We start from the raw sequence: 18,544 nt of genomic DNA, 5'->3' as shown, positions 1-18,544 counted from the left end.
ATGCGTTGGGGCGTCGACGGCGCCGACGCGGTGTGCCACCTTCGCGCCCTGTGGCTCAGCGAAGATAGCCAATGGGAATCCTTCTGGCGGGACCACCCAAACTAAGGGCCAAGTTTACCCACAAACCTGACGCTCACACGGAAACAGCATCCAAGTAAAGACTTGCGATCGTCAGAACCAAAAAACAAGCCGAATCTTGCTGTTGACTTTTTGAGTCTGGGAGGTTCTAGGGGCGAAACTCGTTGCATAAGTCTTATGTGCAAATGGACTTAAATGGACAAAATTGCACGCGATTGCGCACATCTGCACACTTATGCACGCGCAACCGCACGCTGTGCATAATGCCTGCATACCCATTATACGCACCCCCCACCGCTCCCCGTCCCGCTTGAACCGCTCATCGGCCCACAGCGCGCGCCCGAGCGTATTTCGCGGAATTCCTTGACGGTCCGCGACGATTGCCAGCCGGCCGCGTTCAACTCCACCGCCAATTCCGTGAGCGTAAGCGGGCCGGCCCTGTAGCAAGCGGTAGGCGGCCTCGCGTAGCGGCATCCCGGCAAACGGATCGTCCACGACGACGTTCACGCTGGCCATCGCCTACACCACCGACGTTGCCTCCCGGCATTTCTTGCCACGGCGCACGTTGACCCGCTTCACGATCCCCTTGCAAATCAATCGGTACATGGCGCAGTCAACCGCCCGCTTGCTCCACAATCGCCACCGGGTGCGCCTTTTCCAATGCCGCTACAATGTCGGGGCTCGTGAATGGCCGATCGGTCGGTAGAATGTTGGTGATATGGGCCGTGATGTTCGTTGGCCCGCGTGTGTCGCCCTGGGCGGCTAGAACGCTTTCCAGCGCGGCGATCTGAGAAAGAGTCTTTTCGCATTCGAGCCGGGCATCGTCGATCATTTTATCTCGACGGGCGCGGGCGGCGTGGCGTAGCTGGTCGAAGGCTTCCATGCCGCCGTCTTTACGGCGGTTAGGTGGTGGTCAAGGGGATGCGCGGGTGTGTGGTTTTAGGGGGAAAAGTGCGGATCCCGTTGAGTCGCGTATGGGTCTGGAAAAACCGGCGGAATCGGCTGCGAATCGCCTTTTGCGTCGCGCGGATCAAGCGGCGATCGCCGGGCTCGCGCTGTTTGCGCTGGCGGCGATTTCGGCCTATTGGATTTCGCAAGCCAAATTGCGCGGCCGGTTGATCGATCTCGATCGCAGCAGCCGTCCGGCGGCTGCTTTTCGCGTCGACGTGAATCAGGCCGATTGGCCCGAGTTGATCGAATTGCCGGGGCTCGGCGAAACGCTGGCGCGGCGGATCGTCGCCTGGCGGGCCGCGCATGGCCGGTTCAATTCGATCGACCAATTGCGGGCAGTTTCGGGTGTCGGCCCGAAACGCCTGGAAAGCTGGCGCCCCTATCTGCGGGCGATCGGGCCGCTCACCGAGCAGGCCAGCCTGGAGCGCGACAAGGGCGCGCAGCGACCGTGATCCCTTGAAGGCGGCTTGGCGGCGCGCGAGTTTCGCATCCGCGACATTTTTTGACGAGCGAACCCGCGGGCGGCCTTCCAAGGCAATTCCCGTCGGTCGATTCGCGTGCCCACGTGCGGCAAGCCGCAATCGCGCCAGGGAGGCGGCCTGTCTTGCCGAGCGGCTGCAATTGGAATTCAAAGCCGCGGGGTGCAAGAATTATGTTATAATTTTTTACGCAGGTTTTTCCTGACTTCAAGCCCCGGATTATTCGTGGCGCCGGGAATTCGCTACACGCTGCAAACTGGTAGCCCGAAGCGTTAGCGAGGGTAAGCCTCGCTGGCCCCCTTGCTTACGCTTCGGGCTAGTGTGGCGCCATGAATAATCCGGGCGAGTATCGGCGGAGGTTCGAGCGATTGTCGTGTTCGATGTCCGCGGCGCCGGCGAGTGACCAACGAGTTTGCCATGAAAGAGCGCCGTCCAACGGTCGTGCTCTGCGACGACCATCCGATCGTTTCCATGTCGGTGCAAATCCGCCTGGAAACGCGCGGCTTTCATGTGCTGGCCGCGGTGCCGAATGCTGGGCTGGCCACGGCGGTTTGTCGGGCGAAGCGGCCCGACTTGTTGCTGATGGACATCGTCATGCCGGGGCCGGATCCTTTCGATGCGGTGGTGGAGATCGCACGACATTCGAGCGGCACTCGGATCCTCTTCTTGAGCGGTTTCCCTCGCGATTCGTTGATCGACCGGGCGCTGGCTTGCGGGGCTGCCGGTTTTATCACGAAATCCGAGGACTTCGAGAGCTTGGTGATCGCGATGCGGCACGTGCTATCGGGCGGCGAATATCGTTCGCCGGAGGTGGAGCAGCGTTTGATCCGATTGTCCGGAAAGCCGGCGCAGTCGCGATTGTCGACGTTGAGCCCGCGCGAACGCGAGATGCTCCGCCATCTGGCCGAGGATCGGGATCCGCAGCAGATCGGCAAACTGACGGGGATAACGCCCCGCCAGGTGCAACGCTACGATCGCCGCATCCGCGGCAAACTGGGGATTCGCGGACCCGCCGGATTGGCCCGCTTCGCCCTGCAAGAGGGTCTGCTCGGTGGAGTGCCGGACGATCCATTGCCGGCAGCTCGGCCATCCGCCGCGCAATCGCGGTCGTCGCCCTCTCGGTAGCTGTGTGTATGTTCACGGCACCATGGCGACGTAAACGGTGTTGAATGGGTCGTTTTGGCGGCATTTTGGGTCGCAATTGGCACCTAGCCAGCGGCTCCGTATGGCGGCATGATTAGTAACCTTATGTCCGCTATCGGACAAAAAGATTCCTCGACCGGCCGCGCGAGCGATGGCGGCCATTTGCATCGCGATTATCGAGACCTCGCCCCGATCAAGCGGCCCTGGCTGCCGAAGGATGTCGTCGAAAGAGGATGTCCCCCGCAACAATGGATTCCTGCCCCGTCCGTGTTGCGGCGCGGCGCCAGGGCCGTTTTTTTTCTGCCGATCTCGCGCCGCATTCTTGGCCGCCGACGGCGCGCTACTCTTCTCTTGCTTCGATCACTATGCTTAAGGTGACGAGCGCTCGATGGGTCGAGCGACGTTTCGTTCCATCGAGGCAAACGCAGACGTGGATTTTCAACTCGTCAGCAACTTTCAGCCCGCCGGAGATCAGCCGCAAGCCATTGCCGCATTGATTGATGGCCTGCGCGGCGGCCGGCGCGCCCAGGTGTTGATGGGCGTTACCGGGTCGGGCAAGACGTTTACCATGGCCAATGTCGTGGCCGCGGTGCAGCGGCCGACGCTGGTGCTCTCGCACAACAAGACGCTGGCCGCCCAGCTTTATAGCGAGTTCAAGGAGTTTTTCCCGCGCAACGCGGTCCATTATTTCGTCAGCTATTACGACTATTATCAGCCCGAAGCCTACATCCCGCAGCGGGATATCTACATCGAGAAAGACGCCTCGATCAACCAGGAGATCGACCGCTTGCGGTTGGCGGCCACGAGCGCCTTGGTCAGCCGGCGGGATGTGATCGTCGTGGCGAGCGTATCGTGCATCTACGGCTTGGGTTCGCCGGAGGACTACCGCTCGATGATGGTCGGCCTGCGGCGCGGGCAACAGATCGATCGCGACGAAATGCTGCGTAAGCTGATCGACGTGCAATACGAGCGAAACGACATCGAATTCCAACGCAGCAAGTTTCGCGTGCGCGGCGATTGTGTCGAGGTCTGGCCTTCGTATGAAGAATTTGCCTATCGAATCGAATTCTGGGGCGACGAGGTCGAGCAGCTTTCGCTCATCAATCCTACGAGCGGTGAAATCATCGACCGGCAGGAGCAGCTTTTCATTTATCCGGCCAAGCATTTCGTGTTGCCCGAAGAACGGATCGCCGCGGCAATCTCGACGATCAAGGAGGAGCTCGAGCAGCGGCTCGAGCAATTGCGTTCGGCGGGCAAGCTGCTCGAGGCCCAGCGATTGAACGCCCGCACGCGTTTCGATCTCGAAATGATGCAAGAGGTGGGCTATTGCCCGGGGATCGAAAACTACAGCCGGCCCTTGAGCGGCCGGCCGGCCGGTTCGACTCCCGACACGCTCTACAATTTCTTTCCCGAGGATTTCTTGCTGCTGGTCGACGAATCGCACTCCACGGTGCCGCAGGTGCGGGGGATGTTCAACGGCGATTTTGCCCGCAAATCGACGCTCGTCGAGCATGGCTTCCGGCTTCCCAGCGCGCTCGACAATCGGCCGCTGAAATTCGACGAATGGGAGGCGAAAATCAAACAGGCGATTTTCGTCTCCGCGACGCCCGGCCCTTATGAACTCGAAAAAACCGGCGGCGAATTCGTCGAGCAAATCATTCGCCCGACAGGCTTGTTGGACCCCGTCATCGAAATCAGCCCGGCGCGCGGACAGGTCCAACATCTGTTGGGGCAAATCAAGGAACGGGCGGCGGCGGGCGAGCGCGTGCTCGTCACCACGCTCACCAAACGATTGGCCGAGGATCTGTCGTTTTACCTGTCGGAGCAAAAAGTCCGCTGCAAATGGCTGCACAGCGAATTGGACGCGTTCGAACGCGTCGAGCTGTTGCGCGATTTGCGCTCGGGGCGCTTCGACGCGCTCGTGGGCGTCAACCTATTGCGCGAAGGGCTCGACTTGCCGGAGGTGTCGATGGTGGCAATTCTCGATGCCGACAAAGAAGGCTTCTTGCGCAGCGAAACGTCGCTGATGCAAACGATCGGGCGCGCCGCACGGCATGTCAACGCGAAGGTGATTCTCTACGCCGACGCCGTGACCGAATCGATGCAGCGTGCGATCGATGAAACCTCACGCCGCCGAACGCTCCAGGAAGAATACAATCGCCGGCACGGCATCACGCCCACGAGCATTCGCAAAAGCATCCGTGCGGGAATCGAATCCGAAGCCGAGGCGCATGCACGCGCCAATGCCGTCGTCGGCCGCACCGACGAGGCCCAATACATCACCGAAGAATATCTCTCCGAGCTCGAAGCCGAGATGTATGCGGCCGCCGAGTCGCTGGAATTCGAGCGGGCCGCTTCGATTCGCGACCGGATCGAAAAAATGCGCGACGCGATCGGCAAACCGGTCGATGAAGTCGACGCCCGGCGCAAGGAGTCGAACGAGAAAGGCCGGCGGCGGGGAGGCCGCGTGCCGAGGCCGAAGCGGGCCTGATGCCGCGACGAATCGCCCCAATTTGGCCTCAATCGGCCGCCCGCAAATAGCAATGGGACGGCGCACCTTGCGGATAGCCGTCCCATTCGCTTGGCTCGTGCCGGCGGACTGGATGCGATCAATCGCCCCACGGTCGTGCGGCTCAACGCAGAATTTACTTCGACGAGGATGGAGCCGGAGTCGTCGGCGTGGCCGGGGTCGTCGGCGTGGCCGGGCCCGACATCTTGTCCTTCTCGGACGGAGTCGTCGGGGTCGAAGGCGTCGACGGAACGGCCGGCTTCTTGTCTCCCTCGCAGCCCACGACACCCATCACGCCAAGCGTGCACACCAACATCAACATCGCTGCAAACTTCTTCATCTCAGCACCTTTCGCCTGAAGGAACGCTGTCTCGTTTGTAGGCGCGGGCCATTCCCACGCTCCGCTACCATAAAAGAGCCGGTCGCCAGGCAATTTATTCCCACCGCGAGCGAAAAAACTTTAGAATGACGGACGGAAGATCCACTCGCCGCCGGAAATCAACGAAATCTGATCTTCTCGCGACCAGCCTTGGAATAAATCCGCCACAGCAAGTCTCTTATCTGTTGGGCAGGAGTCGACGATGACAGACGATTGCTCGGCCAAAGAAAACGGGGCTCGGGATGGCCATGCAGCCAGCCCAGAGCCGCCCCATAACGATATGCCAGAGCCGGCAGGCAATATGCCAGAGCCGGCAGGCGATATGCCAGAGCCGGCAACTGGTTCAGAGCCGATAACGGATTCCAATTTCCGGACCTCGCCAAACCAAATCGCCGAGAAGCCGGCAATAGACCTTCCGCAACTAGTCGCCGAACACGCCAGCGCACTTTATCGCTACGCTTTCCGGCTGACTGGCACTTCGGCCGACGCCGAAGACCTGACGCAACAAACTTTTTTAATCGCACACCGCAAAATCGAGCAACTTCGCGACCTGCGCAGCGCTCGGGTCTGGCTGATGACGGTCATGCGTCGAACATATTGCAGATCGCAAAATCGCGGCAGGGTCGAGCGCGAATTGACCGTGCCGCTCGACGCCGACTCCTTGCCCGCCGATGAGGTGTCGCAAGATTGGCAAATCGATCGCGAATTGTTGCAAGCGGCGATCGATGAATTGCCCGACGATTACAAATTGGTCTTGTTGAGCTTTTATTTCGAAAATCTTTCCTATCGCGACATGGCCGAGCAATTCGGCTTGCCGATCGGAACGGTGATGAGTCGCTTGTCGCGGGCGAAATCGCATCTACGGCAGCGGCTGTTTGAGGCGGAACTGCAACCAGCGGCCGACGCAGGACCCATCGCGCCGCGTCGAGGGGGCACATGATGGATCGCCGCAAGCTCCACGAGATGATCGACGCCTGCCGCCCTGGCAGCGCGGATATCGAGCTTTCCGAAGTGGCGCCGCTCGCGGCGCAAGCGGCCGACGACGCCGCATTGCAATTGCGCTACGACCGAACTCAGCAACTCGATGCGCGGCTGGCCGGCGCGTTTGCCGCGGTAGAAATACCGGCGGGCTTGCACGAGCGGATATTGGCCGGGGCGAGGGGCGAGGGGCGAGGGCCGAGTGAAGAAGAAGCGTGCCAGGGTCGCGCGAGTGAAGGGGCAACGTGCCTTGCGAACGGCATGCGACTCGGCAGCGCGGTTGGTGCCCGGCGGGCCCGGTGGAAGGTGTTGGTCGCCGCGGCCGCCGGCTTGCTGTTGGTTCTGGCCGGACATGCGTTCTGGCCGCGGCATCCGTCCTTGACGTACGACCGGCTCTTGGATCTCAGCGCCGAATGGTTCGCTCGTTTGCAGTCTCATCCGTCGTGGCAACCGTTGCCGCCGCATGCGGTGGTCCGCGATTTTCCGGTTGCCGATGCGATTCGGCCACAACCCCAGCATTGGCAAGATGTTTCCGCGCTGGTGGGCGAAGCGGCTTGCGCCTACGATTTGTCGGCCAATGGCCGGCGGGCCGTCTTGTTCGTGATCGCCGACGACGGCCCCATTGCCGGCTCGCCGTTCAAGCCCGGTTCAAGCACCGGCGGATTGACGATCGGCTGCTGGCAGTCGGCCCGGCTGGTGTATGTATTGGTCGTCGAAGGCGACGAACGGGCCTATCGTGGTCTGCTCGATGATTCGAGCCCGCCATTGGCCCGTTTCATGGGGCCCATGGCTCCAGGGCGATTTGCCGGCAATCTTTTGCTCGCTTACCACGGCGGATAGCGCCCGCGGCAAAAACCGCACTTCGCAAAGAATCGTTTAATCGCAACGGGCCGGCAAAACCGAAACGGTCAATAGCGGCCGCCGCGCACCGTTCGGCGCGGCTTCGTCTGCGAGACGGCGACGACGCCCGTCCCGCCTGCGTATTTTTCCGCTCTCCCGCTTCGAGGAATCCGATATGAAGACATTTGCGCTCGCGCTGGTAATTGGATTGCTGGGGCCTGCGATGGCATTTGGACAACAGCCTGCCGCCCGGCTCGTGCCCGAACCACCGATGCCGGCCCGCGACGCCGTGCGGACGATCTCGCCTGGCGAAACACCGGAGCTATGGCTCTACGAACAAGAGCGGCGGCGCAGCGAAGATCCGGAAGTGATTGTTCGGGCGAACGCCCAGCAACGGGCCGCCGAACGGCGGGCTCGCTTGGCCGCGCTCGCTTGGTTCGGCATTTCCAACTCGCGGCCGGAAGCCAATCCGGACCCGGTTCACGGCCCCTACTCCCCCCGCTGGGTTTCCAACGGCTATCAGCCCGCAGAATGGGTCGGGATCGGGAGATAGAGTGAAGGCGAAGGCGAGGGTGAGGGGTCAGGGTGAGGCAAGCGGGCGTGGGCGTCGCGTGCCGCCCTCCCAATGCCTGCCGCCGGCAGCGTCAATCGGTGGTCGTTCGCTGGGAGCGAAGTCGCGAAACGAGATTCCGATATTGGCTGCGAGCGCCCCAATGCAGCCAACCCAAAAACAGGTTGCCCGAGAGCGACACGATCAATCCGCCGGTCACGAACAATAGCGTCAGCCACGGCCGGGGCGGCGTGGCGGATGACACCGGCGGCGATTCTTCGACCGGCCTGTCCGACGGCGATCGCGGCGCGGAATGCGGCGCGGCGGCGTTGTCTGCCGCTGGTGTCGCGTCGCCGTTTTCGTTCACGGCCTCGGCCGGCTGATGCCCGTTGGCCAGCGACACTTTCGCCGAAGGCGCGTCGAGCCGCAGCGGCGTGGTGAGCGGCGCGGCCGACACGCCGGCCGGCAGCGTTGCCGGGGCGGCGGGTATTTCGCCCTGGTTCGGCAGGGCCTCGGATCCGACAACGATGCGGATCTCCCGAATGTCGCGCAGCGTCGGCGGCACAGCGCTCGTAAATCCTTCCTTGCGGAACGATTCAAGGTCGGTCAACTGCGGTTCGACTTGAACGATGTATTCCTTTCCGCCGTCGGGCAGTGGCTGCCAGCCCCATTGAATCGCCGCCGCCAAAATTCCCAACGTCATCCAAGCTGCGCCAAACATTGCGGTCTCCGCTAAATTCGATTCTTGCGACAACTTCCGCTTTTCGCACCCCTCACCCTGCCCTCTCCCGCAAGGGGAGAGGGTATGTGGAGAAGTTATTTTTTCGGCCAAGCCTCACCTCTCACCCCTCACCCCTCACCCCTCACCCTTCACCCCTCACCCCTCACCCCTCACCCCTCACCCCTCACCCTTTCTTCCGCTGCCGCGCATGCCGGCTCTTCGCCGGGGCGGCGTCGGCACGCGCCGCTCGCGCATCTTGGCCAAGCGGCTCACCGGCCGCCGACAATTCGGCCGGTAGCGCGTTCAACTCGGTATTGAGCATGGTCAGCCCGGCTTGCAAGAAGGCAACCGCCATCGGACCGAAAAAGATCCCCAGCGGGCCGAGCACCTGCACGCCTCCCAACACGCTCAATAGCGCGAGCAACGGGTGCAACTTCGACTGCCCGTGCAGCACCATCGGTTTGACGAAATTATCGGCCACGACGACGACAATTCCCGACCAAACGAGCAGCAGCATTGCGGCGGTCGCTTTGTCGTCGAAAAAGAGCCACACGCAGCATGAGCCCCACACGACCGATGAGCCGATCAACGGCACGAAGGAGGCGAGCATCGTAAGGATCGTGAGCAGAAACATGCCGCTGAGGCCCGCGAAATAATAGGCGATGCCGAGCAAAATGCCTTGCGTCAGCGCGGCCAGCAGCGAGGCGCTGGTGACCGCACGGCTCATCTCGACGAATTTTCCGACGAGTTGCTGCTGATATTTCTGGTCCAAAGGCAGCAGCCGCATTGCCGAGGCGGTGAGTTGCGTGCCGTCGGCGAGGAAATAGTACAGCCCGAGCACCGTAACCAGGCAATTGATCAGCAGTCCGCCCAAGAACCCCGGTGTTTTAGCCGCCAGCGGGCCGAACCAGTCTTGCGCTTTCGCGGAAGCGACTTGCATCAGTTCCTTGGGTGAAAGATCGAGCGAGAAACGCTGGTTTAGATTGTCGACGATGCGATCGAGCGTTTGCCGATCGAACTGCGGACCGTGCGACCGCGACAGAATTGCCGTCGCCTCTCGCGCCGCGCGAAACACCACGAATCCCAACGGGGCCAGAACGATCAGCAGAATCAGGATCGTCGTCGCTGCCGCCGCCAAACCGTTGTATCCGCGAAATACGCGGACGATCCATTGATGCAGCGGCTGAAACAGGATCGCCAACAGCGCCGCCAGGAAGAGCGGCAATAAAAAACCGATCATCACCTGGTAAAACAGGATCGCCAGCAGCACGACCAGACCGACGAGAATGGCCAGCGATATCGCGCGTTGCATGAAAGGCGTTTCCGACAGCGTTTGGCCGCGACCGACGAGGCGGACCGACGACGAGGCGATCCTATTGTAAAGTGCCGAAAGCTCAGGGAGGAGGGGCCCGGCACACGACGATTCATAGTGTAGCAGGCACACCAGCCCGAAGCGCAAGCGAGGAAGCCATCGCGGCCTGCCCTCGCTTACGCCGCGGCCTGCCCTCGCTTACGCTTCGGGCTACTATTTAGCAGCCGTGTCGCGGATTCCTGGCGCACAGAATAAGCCTGGTTTGCGAGATTGCGTAACCGACCGGCGCGGCCTCGCTAACGCTCCGGGCTAGCAGGGTAGCAACCATTGTCAAACCGCAAAATACGGCAGACGGCACACGGAGTGTGCCTGCTACTTTCGGCACCGCACATCGATCGAAGCGGGCGATCCGCTGCCTGCTTTTCTGGCCGTCGAATTCAACTCGACGGCTTGCAACGGTGCGGCTCGCGAATCGGCAATTCCGCCGCATCGCCACCGCGGTTAGACTTGCACCGTCCAAAGCCGCTTGTCTCAACCGATCCAAAAGCAAACGCCGGCGCGCCGCATGACCCCGCAACAGCGCAAATGGCTCGTCGCGGCAATCAAGCTGGCGATCGTCGGGCTGCTGATCTGGGGCGTTCATCGCACCGTGGGTAAAGCGTTCGACGATCTGCGCAAGCATCCGCTCGAGTTGAATCTCGCTTGGCTCATTGCCGCCGGTGCAATCTATCTGTGCGCGATGCTTCCCTCGGCGCTGTTCTGGTTTGCAGTGCTGCGGGCGATGGGGCAACGCGTCGGACTATTCGCCGCGATTCGGGCCTATTACATCGGCCACGTCGGGAAATACGTTCCCGGCAAGGCGCTCGTCGTGGTGTTGCGAGCGGGATTGGTTCGCGGGCCGGAGGTCAGCGGAGCCGTCGCCGCCGTCGGCGTGTTCGTCGAAACGCTGACGATGATGGCTTCGGGCTCGTTTCTCGCCGCCGCCCTGATCGCAATGCAGTCCGCGCGCAACTGGCTCTACATCGCCGCGGCGGTGGCCTTCATGCTCGCCTCGGGCCTGCCGACTCTGCCGCCGGTCTATCAACGCCTGATCCGTCTGACGCGGATCGGGCGGGCCAATCCCGACGCCGCAGACCAACTCGAGCGAATCGGCTACCGCACGCTCGTGCTCGGCTGGCTGGCCACCGGCATCGGATGGTGGATCATGGGTTTGAGTTTGACGGCCGTGCTTCGAGGCATGGGGCAATCCTCGGCGGGATCGATCGCCGGATTGCCGCAAACGACGATGGTCGTCTGCGTGTCGGTGGTGCTCGGCTTCATGTCGTTCATTCCCGGCGGAATCGTCGTTCGCGAAGTGGCGATGGCCGAGTTGATGCGGCCGATGTCGGGGCCGGAGGTGGCCGTGGCCGCGGCGGTCGTGCTGCGCGTGGTGTGGTTGGTCGCGGAATTGGCCGCGGCCGGCGTGCTCTATCTAATTCATATTGCCCGTCGACGGAAGAGCGTCGAACCGGAGCGCCAAGAATGAACTGCTGCGTGCGACCGCCTGCCTCTTTTATGTATCCTGAGCCTGAAGGGCTCATTCCATCAGCCTAGGGCGGAGCCGCGCGAGCGGCGTAGCCCTGGGCACGCAGTCAACGCCTCGTCCGGCCGTAAAGGGGCCGTTCCGAAATTCGCGTTGCCCTATTGAACGGCCCTGTCAGGGCCGACAGGCCATGCGCGGCGGTTGACCCAGGCCTCCACCGCTCGCGCGGCTCCGGCCTGGGCTGGTAGAATCGGCCTTTCAGGCCGAGGCGCTTCAGGCCGACGCGTTTCAGGCCGAGGCGTTTCAGGCCGAGGCGTTTTACGGCGCCGCGGTCAACGGGAGCGCGAGTTCGTATCGTCCGACCCTCGTTCGATCTCGTCCGCCAAATCGCCGGCGTCGTAAACCTTGCGGAGCGATGCGAGGATCGCTCGGGCATCGACCGAAACGGCTCGCGCCTGGACACTCGTGTAAATGAAATCGAGCACTAGCGATTGGATGTTGCCGTCGAAGATCAGGCCGACCAATTGACCGTCGCGGTTGACGACGGGGCTGCCGGAATTCCCGCCGATGATGTCGGCCGTCGAGACGAAGTTCATCGGGGTGGCCAGATCGAGCTGCTCTTTGTGCGTCGCCCAGCTTTCCGGCAGGCGAAATGGCTCTCGATTCTGATGCTCGGCCGAGTGCTCGAAGGCTCCGGCGATGGTGGTCCAAGCCGGCAGCATTCGGCCCGCTTCGGTGTAGCCTTTCACTCGGCCAAACGCCAATCGCAGGGTGAATGTCGCGTCGGGATAGGTATTGGTGCCGTAGAGCGAGAACCGCACGGCGGCAATCTTGGCATACGCCTGCCGCATCGGTTCTTGCACCTCCGCCTCATCCCGCTTGCGCACGGCGCGCGATGCCGGATCCACCAGCAGCGCGAGGCGGATCATCGGATCGTCGCAGGCCTTGATCGCGGCGGTGTCCCCCGCGGCAAGCCGCTTGCGATCTTCGACCGAGCGGAGCTTTGTGCCGTGCACCAATTCGGCGGCCCGATCGCGGGGAGATTTTCCGGCCAGGATTTTCACGACCAATTCGTTGTCGGCCCCCATCTTCTCGACGAGCATGGAAAGCGAATCGGCCAGTTTCAGCGTTTCCAAATCGTCGTAGATCGGTGCGGTGGAAAAAAGCTGCTGCTCGAGCGATGGCCGGCTCGATTCGCCGAATTCCGGCAGTCGCTCGGCGTTCGGCTTGGCATCTTCCACCGGCAGGCGAACGAGCGTGCGGGCAATGTTGAATAGCCGGCTGTCGAAGGCCCAGCCGTATTCGAGCATGTCGAGCTCGGTCTTGATCTGCTTCAACACACCCAGCGAGCGCTCGATCTCATGCCAGGCCGCGAGATCGTCCTTGAGCTTCGGATCGGCTTTGGCGGCGGCGAGCAGCGTTTGCTCCTCGCGTTTTTTTTGGGCCATGATCTCGGGATTTTGCAAACCGGCCAGCATGCCGCCGCGAGCCTTGCGGCTGTTTTGCACGCCGAACAATTCATGCTCGGCCCGGCGTGCGTTTTCCCGGCTTCGTTGGCTGAACGCCGAGAGCAGCACCTCTTTGCGAAATAACCGCGCCAGCGTTTGCGGTAGTTCCGTGTCGCGGATGTAATCGAGATTGGCGACCGTATCCATCCGATCGGTGTGTCCGGGATGGCCGGCGACGAACACCAGCTCGTCGTCGCGGATGCCGGCGGTGCTCCAGTGCAAATAATCCTTGATCTTGGCCGGCGCGCCGTTTTCATAAACGCGAAACAGGCAGAAATCGAGATCGTAGCGCGGGTATTCGAAATTGTCGGGGTCGCCGCCGAAAAACGCGATCGATTGCTCGGGCGCGAAAACCAATCGCACGTCGGTGTAGCGCTTGTAGCGATAGAGCTGGTAGACGGCGCCGTGGTAGAGCGTCACCACGTCGCTGCGCAGCCCCGTGGCGTCGAACGATTCTTTTTGGATCGTGTTGATCGCGGCTTGCCGGGCTTCGTGGGCCGCGGCAGGATTCATGCCGGGCTTGACGGCCGCCTCGACCCGCCCCGTCACGTCTTCGATATTTTGCAGCACGTTCAACTCGGAATCGACGGCCCGAATCTCCTCGGCCCGAGACTTGGCATGAAACCCGGTGTTCAAATAATTGTGGTCGGCCGAACTCAGCTTTTGGAGGGCCGATGCGCCGACGTGGTGGTTGGTGAGCACCAGGCCATCGGCGGAAATGAACGACCCGCTCCCGCCGTCGTTGAACCGCACGGCGGAATGCTGAAGGTGCGCCAGCCATGCATCCGTGGGCTCGAAGTGATATTTGTCTTGAAGGTGCTTTCGCGGCGGATTGTTGAAGAGCCACATGCCTTCGTCGGCAAACAGGCTCGGCAATGGCGAAAGCGGGGTCGCGGAGATCGTCATCGTGAAAACCAGCAGTAGGGGAACGAGGAAGGAAAGGCGCAAACCGGCAGGCTTTTTTCTGGGGCGGATCAGTATCGCATGCAGCATGATGTTGGTTCCACGGTGATCGACGCCTGGCCAAATCGCGATGCGAGCCGGTCGCCGGCGGTCAGGGGAATTATCGACTCCGGCCGACGCCGCGCCCAGCCCGCGAGGCGATCGGTCGGGCTCGCTGCTCCCCGGCTGGCGTCTCTGCGGTTCTAGCAGTAAATTAACCTGCGGAAGGGCCAACAGCGGATAACCCAGGGCTCCTCCGCCGCCCAGGCGGCTGCGGCCCGGGCTGGCAGAATCTCAGGCCAAGGCGTTTCACGTTGCCCCCGGGTGAAATACCCGTGGGTAGTGCGAAGCGCTCGGCGTGGGCATGTTGTGCGGATCAATCGAGGAACATTGCAAATGTTTCGCATATTCGAATCCAATCGCTCGGTGAGTTCTGCGCTCACCGCCGCCACGGTGCTTGCCGCCGCGGTGCAGGCCATCCTGGCGGCGTTTTCGGTCCGTGTCGTTGGTGCGGAGCCACGCGCGCCCGGTTATCGCGTCATCAAAAAGATCGCCCCCGGCGGCGAGGGGGGATGGGATTATCTGACGCTCGATCCCACCGCGCACCGCCTCTACATCGCCCGGTCCGACCGTGTCATGCTCTTCGACGTCGAAAGGGCCGCGCCGATCGGCGAAATCCCCAACACTCCAGGCGTGCACGGCGTGGCGATTGTCTCCAAGCTCGGCCGCGGCTTCACCAGCAACGGCGGCGATTCGACCGTCACGGTGTTCGACCTGAAAACCCTCAAAGAGGTCGGGCATATCGGCGTCGGCAAACGTCCCGACGGAATTCTTTACGATTCGCAGTCGGCCCGATTGTTTACCTTCAACTCCGGCACGAGCGACGCGACGGCAATCGATCCCGCGCTGGAAAAAGTGGTCGGCACGATTCCGCTGGGCGGAAAGCCCGAAGCCGCCGTGGCCGACGGCAAAGGCCATGTTTTCGTGTGCATCGAAGACAAGGGCGAAGTGCTCGATCTCGATGCCCGAAAGCTTTCGGTCGCGCATCACTGGCCCGTCGCGCCCGGCCAAACGCCGGTGGGCCTGTCGATGGATCTCTTGCGACGGCGGCTATTCTGCACCTGCCGCAATGGAAAAATGGTCGTGCTGAACGCCAACGGCGGCGCGGTGGTGGCTAGCTTGCCGATCGGACAACACACCGACGGCTGCGCCTTCGACCCCGCGACCGGTCTGGCTTTCAGTTCCAACGGCGACGGCACGCTGACGGTGGTCCGCACCGATCCGCGCGATCTGGATAGCGTCGCCGAAACGGTGACAACGCAAACCGGCGCCCGCACGATGGCGCTCGATCCGACGACGCACAATCTGTTTCTCGTCACCGCCGTGGCTCAACCGGGCAAGCCGCGAGAATACGAGCCGAACACGTTCGTGATCATCGTCGTTGCCAAGCCCGAAAAACCGCTGAATCGACCGGGATTGCCATCGCCATTGCCGCGCTTAAAATGATCGTTTTTGCTTGACTTGGCGGCACACGCACGACTGCGTTATCCTTGGCCATCGCTTTGCGTAAAAAACAAACCTCGCCTTCCTTCGGAGGAACGATCATGGCTTTCACCGCCTATCCACCCAGCCTCGTCAACAAGACATGGCAAAAGGCAAAAAGTGCTCTCGCGGGCAAGACGGGCATCGGCGAAAAGCTGGAAAAGCTGGAAGAGGCTCACGGCGCCGTTGAATCCGGCGCCTTCGCCCCCTCCAACGGGCGCACTTCGAAAGAAGAAGTTGAGGAGTGGAAGAAGGCCGTCAATCCGCAAATCGCCAAGGCCCTCACGTACCAAAAGCTGCTCGTGCAATTCAGTTCGTTCGCCTCCGAAGCAGCGAACGATCTGAAAAAGAAGAAAACCTGCCCGTCGAAAACCCGCGAGTTGGTCGAAAAAATGGGCGCCGCGGCCAAGACCTCGGCCCACGATGTCAGTGAATGCATTCGCACCGTCGATGAAGAAATCAAAAAGGCCGAGAAGTCGTTTGCCGGCAGCAACGGCAAACACGACGAACACGAAGAGCCGGACGCCGATCTGCTTTCGCAACTGAAGGCCGCCAAGACCGGCCCGCGGAATTTCGTCGTCGCGCTCGGCAAAGCGCCGGGTTTGGTGTTGGCAAAGTCGGCCATCAGCGGCACGCAGCGCCAAACCGCGAAAGAGCTTGCCGGCGGTGGCGGCAAGCTGGTCGAAGGAACCGTCGTCGTCGAAGGCTCGACCTATGTGTTCGTTCTGGATGAAAAACCTCCCGGTGGCCTGGCCCGCAGCATCAAGAAGGCGATCTACACGCAAACCAAAGGCAATCCGAAGGTGGTTGTCCGCGGCGGCGGATTCGAGATCGACGACGAAAAAGATGTCGAAAGCGACGAGCATCATTCCGACGAAGGTTCGTCGTCGGGCAGCAGCTCGACAGGCAGCGGCTCGACGGGCAGCGGCAGCGGCCAGGAGTTGCTCAGGCAGTTGCCCTACCATCATGGCGCGATCGATAGCGCCGCGGCTGGCAAGCTACTGGAAAACGCCCCGTTCGGCAGTTGGCTGCTGCGCTACTCGACCAATCAAAATCAGTCGGTGGTCAGCATCAAAGGGCCGCAGGGTATTCGCCACTTGTTCAGCAACATCGAAGGAAAAGACCTGTCGATCGGCGAAATCGAACAGCGCTACCAGCTCCATAAGGAACTGAACGTCAGGCCCGGCCAAAAGTTCGCCACGCAGCAAACGAAGCCATCGACCGAATCCGGCGACAAGAAGACCGACACGGGCGGGCTGAGCGAAAACCAGCAAGCCTTGCAGAAGCTTCCGTTCCACCACGGCGCGATGGACAGTTCCGCCGCCGCGAAGCTCTTGGAAAACGCCCCGGAAGGAAGTTGGCTGCTGCGATTTTCGACCAACCAGAATCAAACCGTGCTGACGATCAAGGAATCCGGCGGAAAAATCGCCCACTTCCTCACCCTCGATAAAGATAAAGACGCCACGCTTTCCGACATCGTCCACGGCAACGGCCTGGTGGCAAATCTGAATGTCAAGCCGGGCCATACCTCTGCCCCGAGTAAATCCGAATCCGAAGGCAAGCCGAAAGAAAAGGAAGAAGATTCGAGCGGCTTGAGCGAGAACCAAAAATTGCTCCACGGCCTGGCGATCAACCATGGCAACATGGATCGCGGCGGCGCCGAAAAGCTTCTGACCGGCACACCCGAAGGCACCTGGCTGCTCCGCTTCTCGGCCAGCCAACAGCAATCCGTTCTGTCGCTCCACCGCGGCGACGGAACGTTCGGCCATTTTCTCAGCTTCGACAAGGGCATCGACTCGCACCTCCAAGACATGGTGCAGCGCTGCAAGGTCGAACCGAGCAAAGTGCTGAAGCCGGGCGCGAAATCCGGCACGACGCAATCCACGACGCAATCCACGACGCAATCCACGGTGAAATCCACGACGCCGCCCCCGACGCAAACTTCGACCGCCCCGCAGTTCGATTCCAGCGAAGAGGGCGTTCGCCAATCGCTGATCTACAAGCACGAGAAGAATCTCGGCAGCATGAGCCAATCCCAAGCCGAGGCCGAGCTGCTCGAAGCGCCCAAGGGAACCTGGATGCTTCGCTACGATTCAAGCACGAAGCAGAATGTGGTCAGCATCAAAGCCACGGCCGGTTCGTTCGAACATCATCCGACCACCGGCCTGACCATGGATGAAATCACCAAGAAATACAGCTCGATCCGCATGCAAGGCCGCTCGAGCGGCGGGGTGCGCACGCCGACGCCGCTGGAAAAACTGCGCCGCGGCGTGGGCCGCGCCGCGCAGCTCCACGGCGGCGAAGACCAGGGCGCCAAGCCGATGGCCGATCTCTACCACGCCGAATTGATCGACGCCAAGAATCGCTACGGCCGGGCCATCGCCCCCTTCTTCGATGTCTGGCGCACGTGCGACGCCGAAGACAGCTTCAACGAATGGATGGAAAAGCTCGACCGCGGCGGCGACGTCGCCGGCAAGAACCGCTTGAAACAAGCCGGCCTCATCGGCGAAGACGGCAAGACCAAGCCAATGAGCAGCGTCAAATATCTCACCGAGGAGGAGCGAAAAGACCACGAAATGCAGGGCGGAAAGCTGCCCAAGGCTCTCCTGGGCTCCGACCCGGAACACACCGAAGTCGTGTTCGTCGTCGGCAGCGACGACAAGATTCTCGCCGGCGCCTACAACCGCGGCACGTTCAACCACTCCAGCCTCTTGGCCGGCGCTCCGGTCTTGTCGGCCGGCGAAATGAAGTTCAACTCCGACGGCGAACTCACCGACATCACCGACAAGAGCGGCCACTACGAACCCAACCCGGCCATGGTCCTAAAAGGCCTGGCGGCGCTCAAGAAGCAAGGCGTCGATCTCCATAAAATCCGCCTGACGATGAACGCTCATCCGCTCTCGTCGGAGCCGTTCTTGATCTACAACGCCGCCGAATTCCTCGAATCGAGCGGCGCCTGCATGCCGAAGCAGTCCGTCAAAAAGAAGTAATTCAACCCCATCCACAGCCACCCTCTCCCGTTATGGAAAAGGTCCGATCTCCGCGACGATTCCCTTCTGAAAGAGGACCTATCTCCGCGACGATCCCCCA

14 protein-coding genes are annotated in these 18,544 nt (G+C 61.7%); 9 read left to right on the top strand and 5 right to left on the bottom strand.

The genetic code is table 11. The features are described 5' to 3' along the window. Positions 1–691 precede the first annotated feature (691 nt). On the bottom strand, positions 692–961 hold the full coding sequence (locus tag VHX65_18840; protein HEX4000613.1) for a hypothetical protein: 270 nt from the start codon (positions 959–961) through the stop codon (positions 692–694). 91 nt (positions 962–1,052) lie between these two features. Here VHX65_18840 and VHX65_18835 point away from each other — a divergent pair, with 91 nt between their 5' ends. From VHX65_18835 to uvrB, 3 genes are all read left to right on the top strand, one after another. Beyond that, positions 1,053–1,481, top strand: a complete 429-nt coding sequence (locus VHX65_18835; GenBank protein ID HEX4000612.1) for a helix-hairpin-helix domain-containing protein — start codon at positions 1,053–1,055, stop codon at positions 1,479–1,481. A gap of 444 nt (positions 1,482–1,925) precedes the next feature. Then, complete coding sequence (locus VHX65_18830) at positions 1,926–2,633, top strand: response regulator transcription factor (GenBank protein HEX4000611.1); 708 nt, start codon at positions 1,926–1,928, stop codon at positions 2,631–2,633. A 448-nt stretch (positions 2,634–3,081) separates the two neighbouring features. After that, on the top strand, positions 3,082–5,142 hold the full coding sequence (gene uvrB / locus VHX65_18825; GenBank protein HEX4000610.1) for an excinuclease ABC subunit UvrB: 2,061 nt from the start codon (positions 3,082–3,084) through the stop codon (positions 5,140–5,142). 154 nt (positions 5,143–5,296) lie between these two features. Here uvrB and VHX65_18820 read toward each other — a convergent pair whose 3' ends face one another. Beyond that, the gene (locus tag VHX65_18820) at positions 5,297–5,500 is read right to left on the bottom strand and encodes a hypothetical protein (protein HEX4000609.1); all 204 of its coding nucleotides are present in this window, start codon (positions 5,498–5,500) and stop codon (positions 5,297–5,299) included. A 241-nt stretch (positions 5,501–5,741) separates the two neighbouring features. Here VHX65_18820 and VHX65_18815 point away from each other — a divergent pair, with 241 nt between their 5' ends. The 3 genes from VHX65_18815 (at position 5,742) to VHX65_18805 (ending at position 7,910) form a co-directional block, all read left to right on the top strand. Then, complete coding sequence (locus VHX65_18815) at positions 5,742–6,479, top strand: sigma-70 family RNA polymerase sigma factor (GenBank protein ID HEX4000608.1); 738 nt, start codon at positions 5,742–5,744, stop codon at positions 6,477–6,479. Further along, positions 6,479–7,357, top strand: a complete 879-nt coding sequence (locus tag VHX65_18810) for a hypothetical protein (GenBank protein HEX4000607.1) — start codon at positions 6,479–6,481, stop codon at positions 7,355–7,357. Before VHX65_18815 ends, VHX65_18810 begins: the two co-directional genes overlap by 1 nt. 175 nt (positions 7,358–7,532) lie before the next feature. Continuing rightward, a complete protein-coding gene (locus VHX65_18805; GenBank protein ID HEX4000606.1) occupies positions 7,533–7,910 on the top strand; it encodes a hypothetical protein in 378 nt (125 codons plus the stop codon). A 91-nt stretch (positions 7,911–8,001) separates the two neighbouring features. Here VHX65_18805 and VHX65_18800 read toward each other — a convergent pair whose 3' ends face one another. Continuing rightward, positions 8,002–8,628: a hypothetical protein gene (locus tag VHX65_18800; GenBank protein HEX4000605.1), complete on the bottom strand. Its 627-nt coding sequence runs from the start codon at positions 8,626–8,628 to the stop codon at positions 8,002–8,004. A 184-nt stretch (positions 8,629–8,812) separates the two neighbouring features. Then, positions 8,813–9,940 (bottom strand): AI-2E family transporter, encoded by a 1,128-nt coding sequence (locus VHX65_18795; GenBank protein ID HEX4000604.1) that lies wholly within the window; start codon positions 9,938–9,940, stop codon positions 8,813–8,815. Positions 9,941–10,505: 565 nt separating this feature from the next. Between VHX65_18795 and VHX65_18790 the strand changes: the two genes are divergently transcribed. Next, positions 10,506–11,465 (top strand): YbhN family protein, encoded by a 960-nt coding sequence (locus VHX65_18790; protein HEX4000603.1) that lies wholly within the window; start codon positions 10,506–10,508, stop codon positions 11,463–11,465. Positions 11,466–11,794: 329 nt separating this feature from the next. Here VHX65_18790 and VHX65_18785 read toward each other — a convergent pair whose 3' ends face one another. After that, positions 11,795–13,876, bottom strand: coding sequence for a S46 family peptidase (locus VHX65_18785; GenBank protein ID HEX4000602.1), 2,082 nt, complete (start codon positions 13,874–13,876; stop codon positions 11,795–11,797). 432 nt (positions 13,877–14,308) lie between these two features. Between VHX65_18785 and VHX65_18780 the strand changes: the two genes are divergently transcribed. Next, entirely contained in the window at positions 14,309–15,418 is a 1,110-nt protein-coding gene (locus VHX65_18780; protein ID HEX4000601.1) for a YncE family protein, read from the top strand. A gap of 98 nt (positions 15,419–15,516) precedes the next feature. Continuing rightward, complete coding sequence (locus VHX65_18775; protein ID HEX4000600.1) at positions 15,517–18,444, top strand: SH2 domain-containing protein; 2,928 nt, start codon at positions 15,517–15,519, stop codon at positions 18,442–18,444. The last annotated feature ends 100 nt before the right edge of the window (positions 18,445–18,544 follow it).

It is taken from the genome of Pirellulales bacterium (assembly GCA_036267355.1).
GTDB lineage: Bacteria > Planctomycetota > Planctomycetia > Pirellulales > DATAWG01 > DATAWG01.
Note: the sequence above shows the minus strand (reverse complement) of the source record. Positions and strands in the feature narration are given on the sequence as shown.

Coding starts and splice junctions, on each gene's coding strand:
- VHX65_18830 (HEX4000611.1), top strand. CDS start 1,926: ATGAAAGAGCGCCGTCCAACGGTCGTGCTCTGCGACGACCATCCGATC.
- VHX65_18835 (HEX4000612.1), top strand. CDS start 1,053: ATGGGTCTGGAAAAACCGGCGGAATCGGCTGCGAATCGCCTTTTGCGT.
- VHX65_18805 (HEX4000606.1), top strand. CDS start 7,533: ATGAAGACATTTGCGCTCGCGCTGGTAATTGGATTGCTGGGGCCTGCG.
- VHX65_18785 (HEX4000602.1), bottom strand. CDS start 13,876: ATGACGATCTCCGCGACCCCGCTTTCGCCATTGCCGAGCCTGTTTGCC.
- VHX65_18800 (HEX4000605.1), bottom strand. CDS start 8,628: ATGTTTGGCGCAGCTTGGATGACGTTGGGAATTTTGGCGGCGGCGATT.
- VHX65_18795 (HEX4000604.1), bottom strand. CDS start 9,940: ATGCAACGCGCGATATCGCTGGCCATTCTCGTCGGTCTGGTCGTGCTG.
- VHX65_18810 (HEX4000607.1), top strand. CDS start 6,479: ATGGATCGCCGCAAGCTCCACGAGATGATCGACGCCTGCCGCCCTGGC.
- VHX65_18790 (HEX4000603.1), top strand. CDS start 10,506: ATGACCCCGCAACAGCGCAAATGGCTCGTCGCGGCAATCAAGCTGGCG.
- VHX65_18815 (HEX4000608.1), top strand. CDS start 5,742: ATGACAGACGATTGCTCGGCCAAAGAAAACGGGGCTCGGGATGGCCAT.
- VHX65_18775 (HEX4000600.1), top strand. CDS start 15,517: ATGGCTTTCACCGCCTATCCACCCAGCCTCGTCAACAAGACATGGCAA.
- VHX65_18780 (HEX4000601.1), top strand. CDS start 14,309: ATGTTTCGCATATTCGAATCCAATCGCTCGGTGAGTTCTGCGCTCACC.
- VHX65_18820 (HEX4000609.1), bottom strand. CDS start 5,500: ATGAAGAAGTTTGCAGCGATGTTGATGTTGGTGTGCACGCTTGGCGTG.
- VHX65_18840 (HEX4000613.1), bottom strand. CDS start 961: ATGGAAGCCTTCGACCAGCTACGCCACGCCGCCCGCGCCCGTCGAGAT.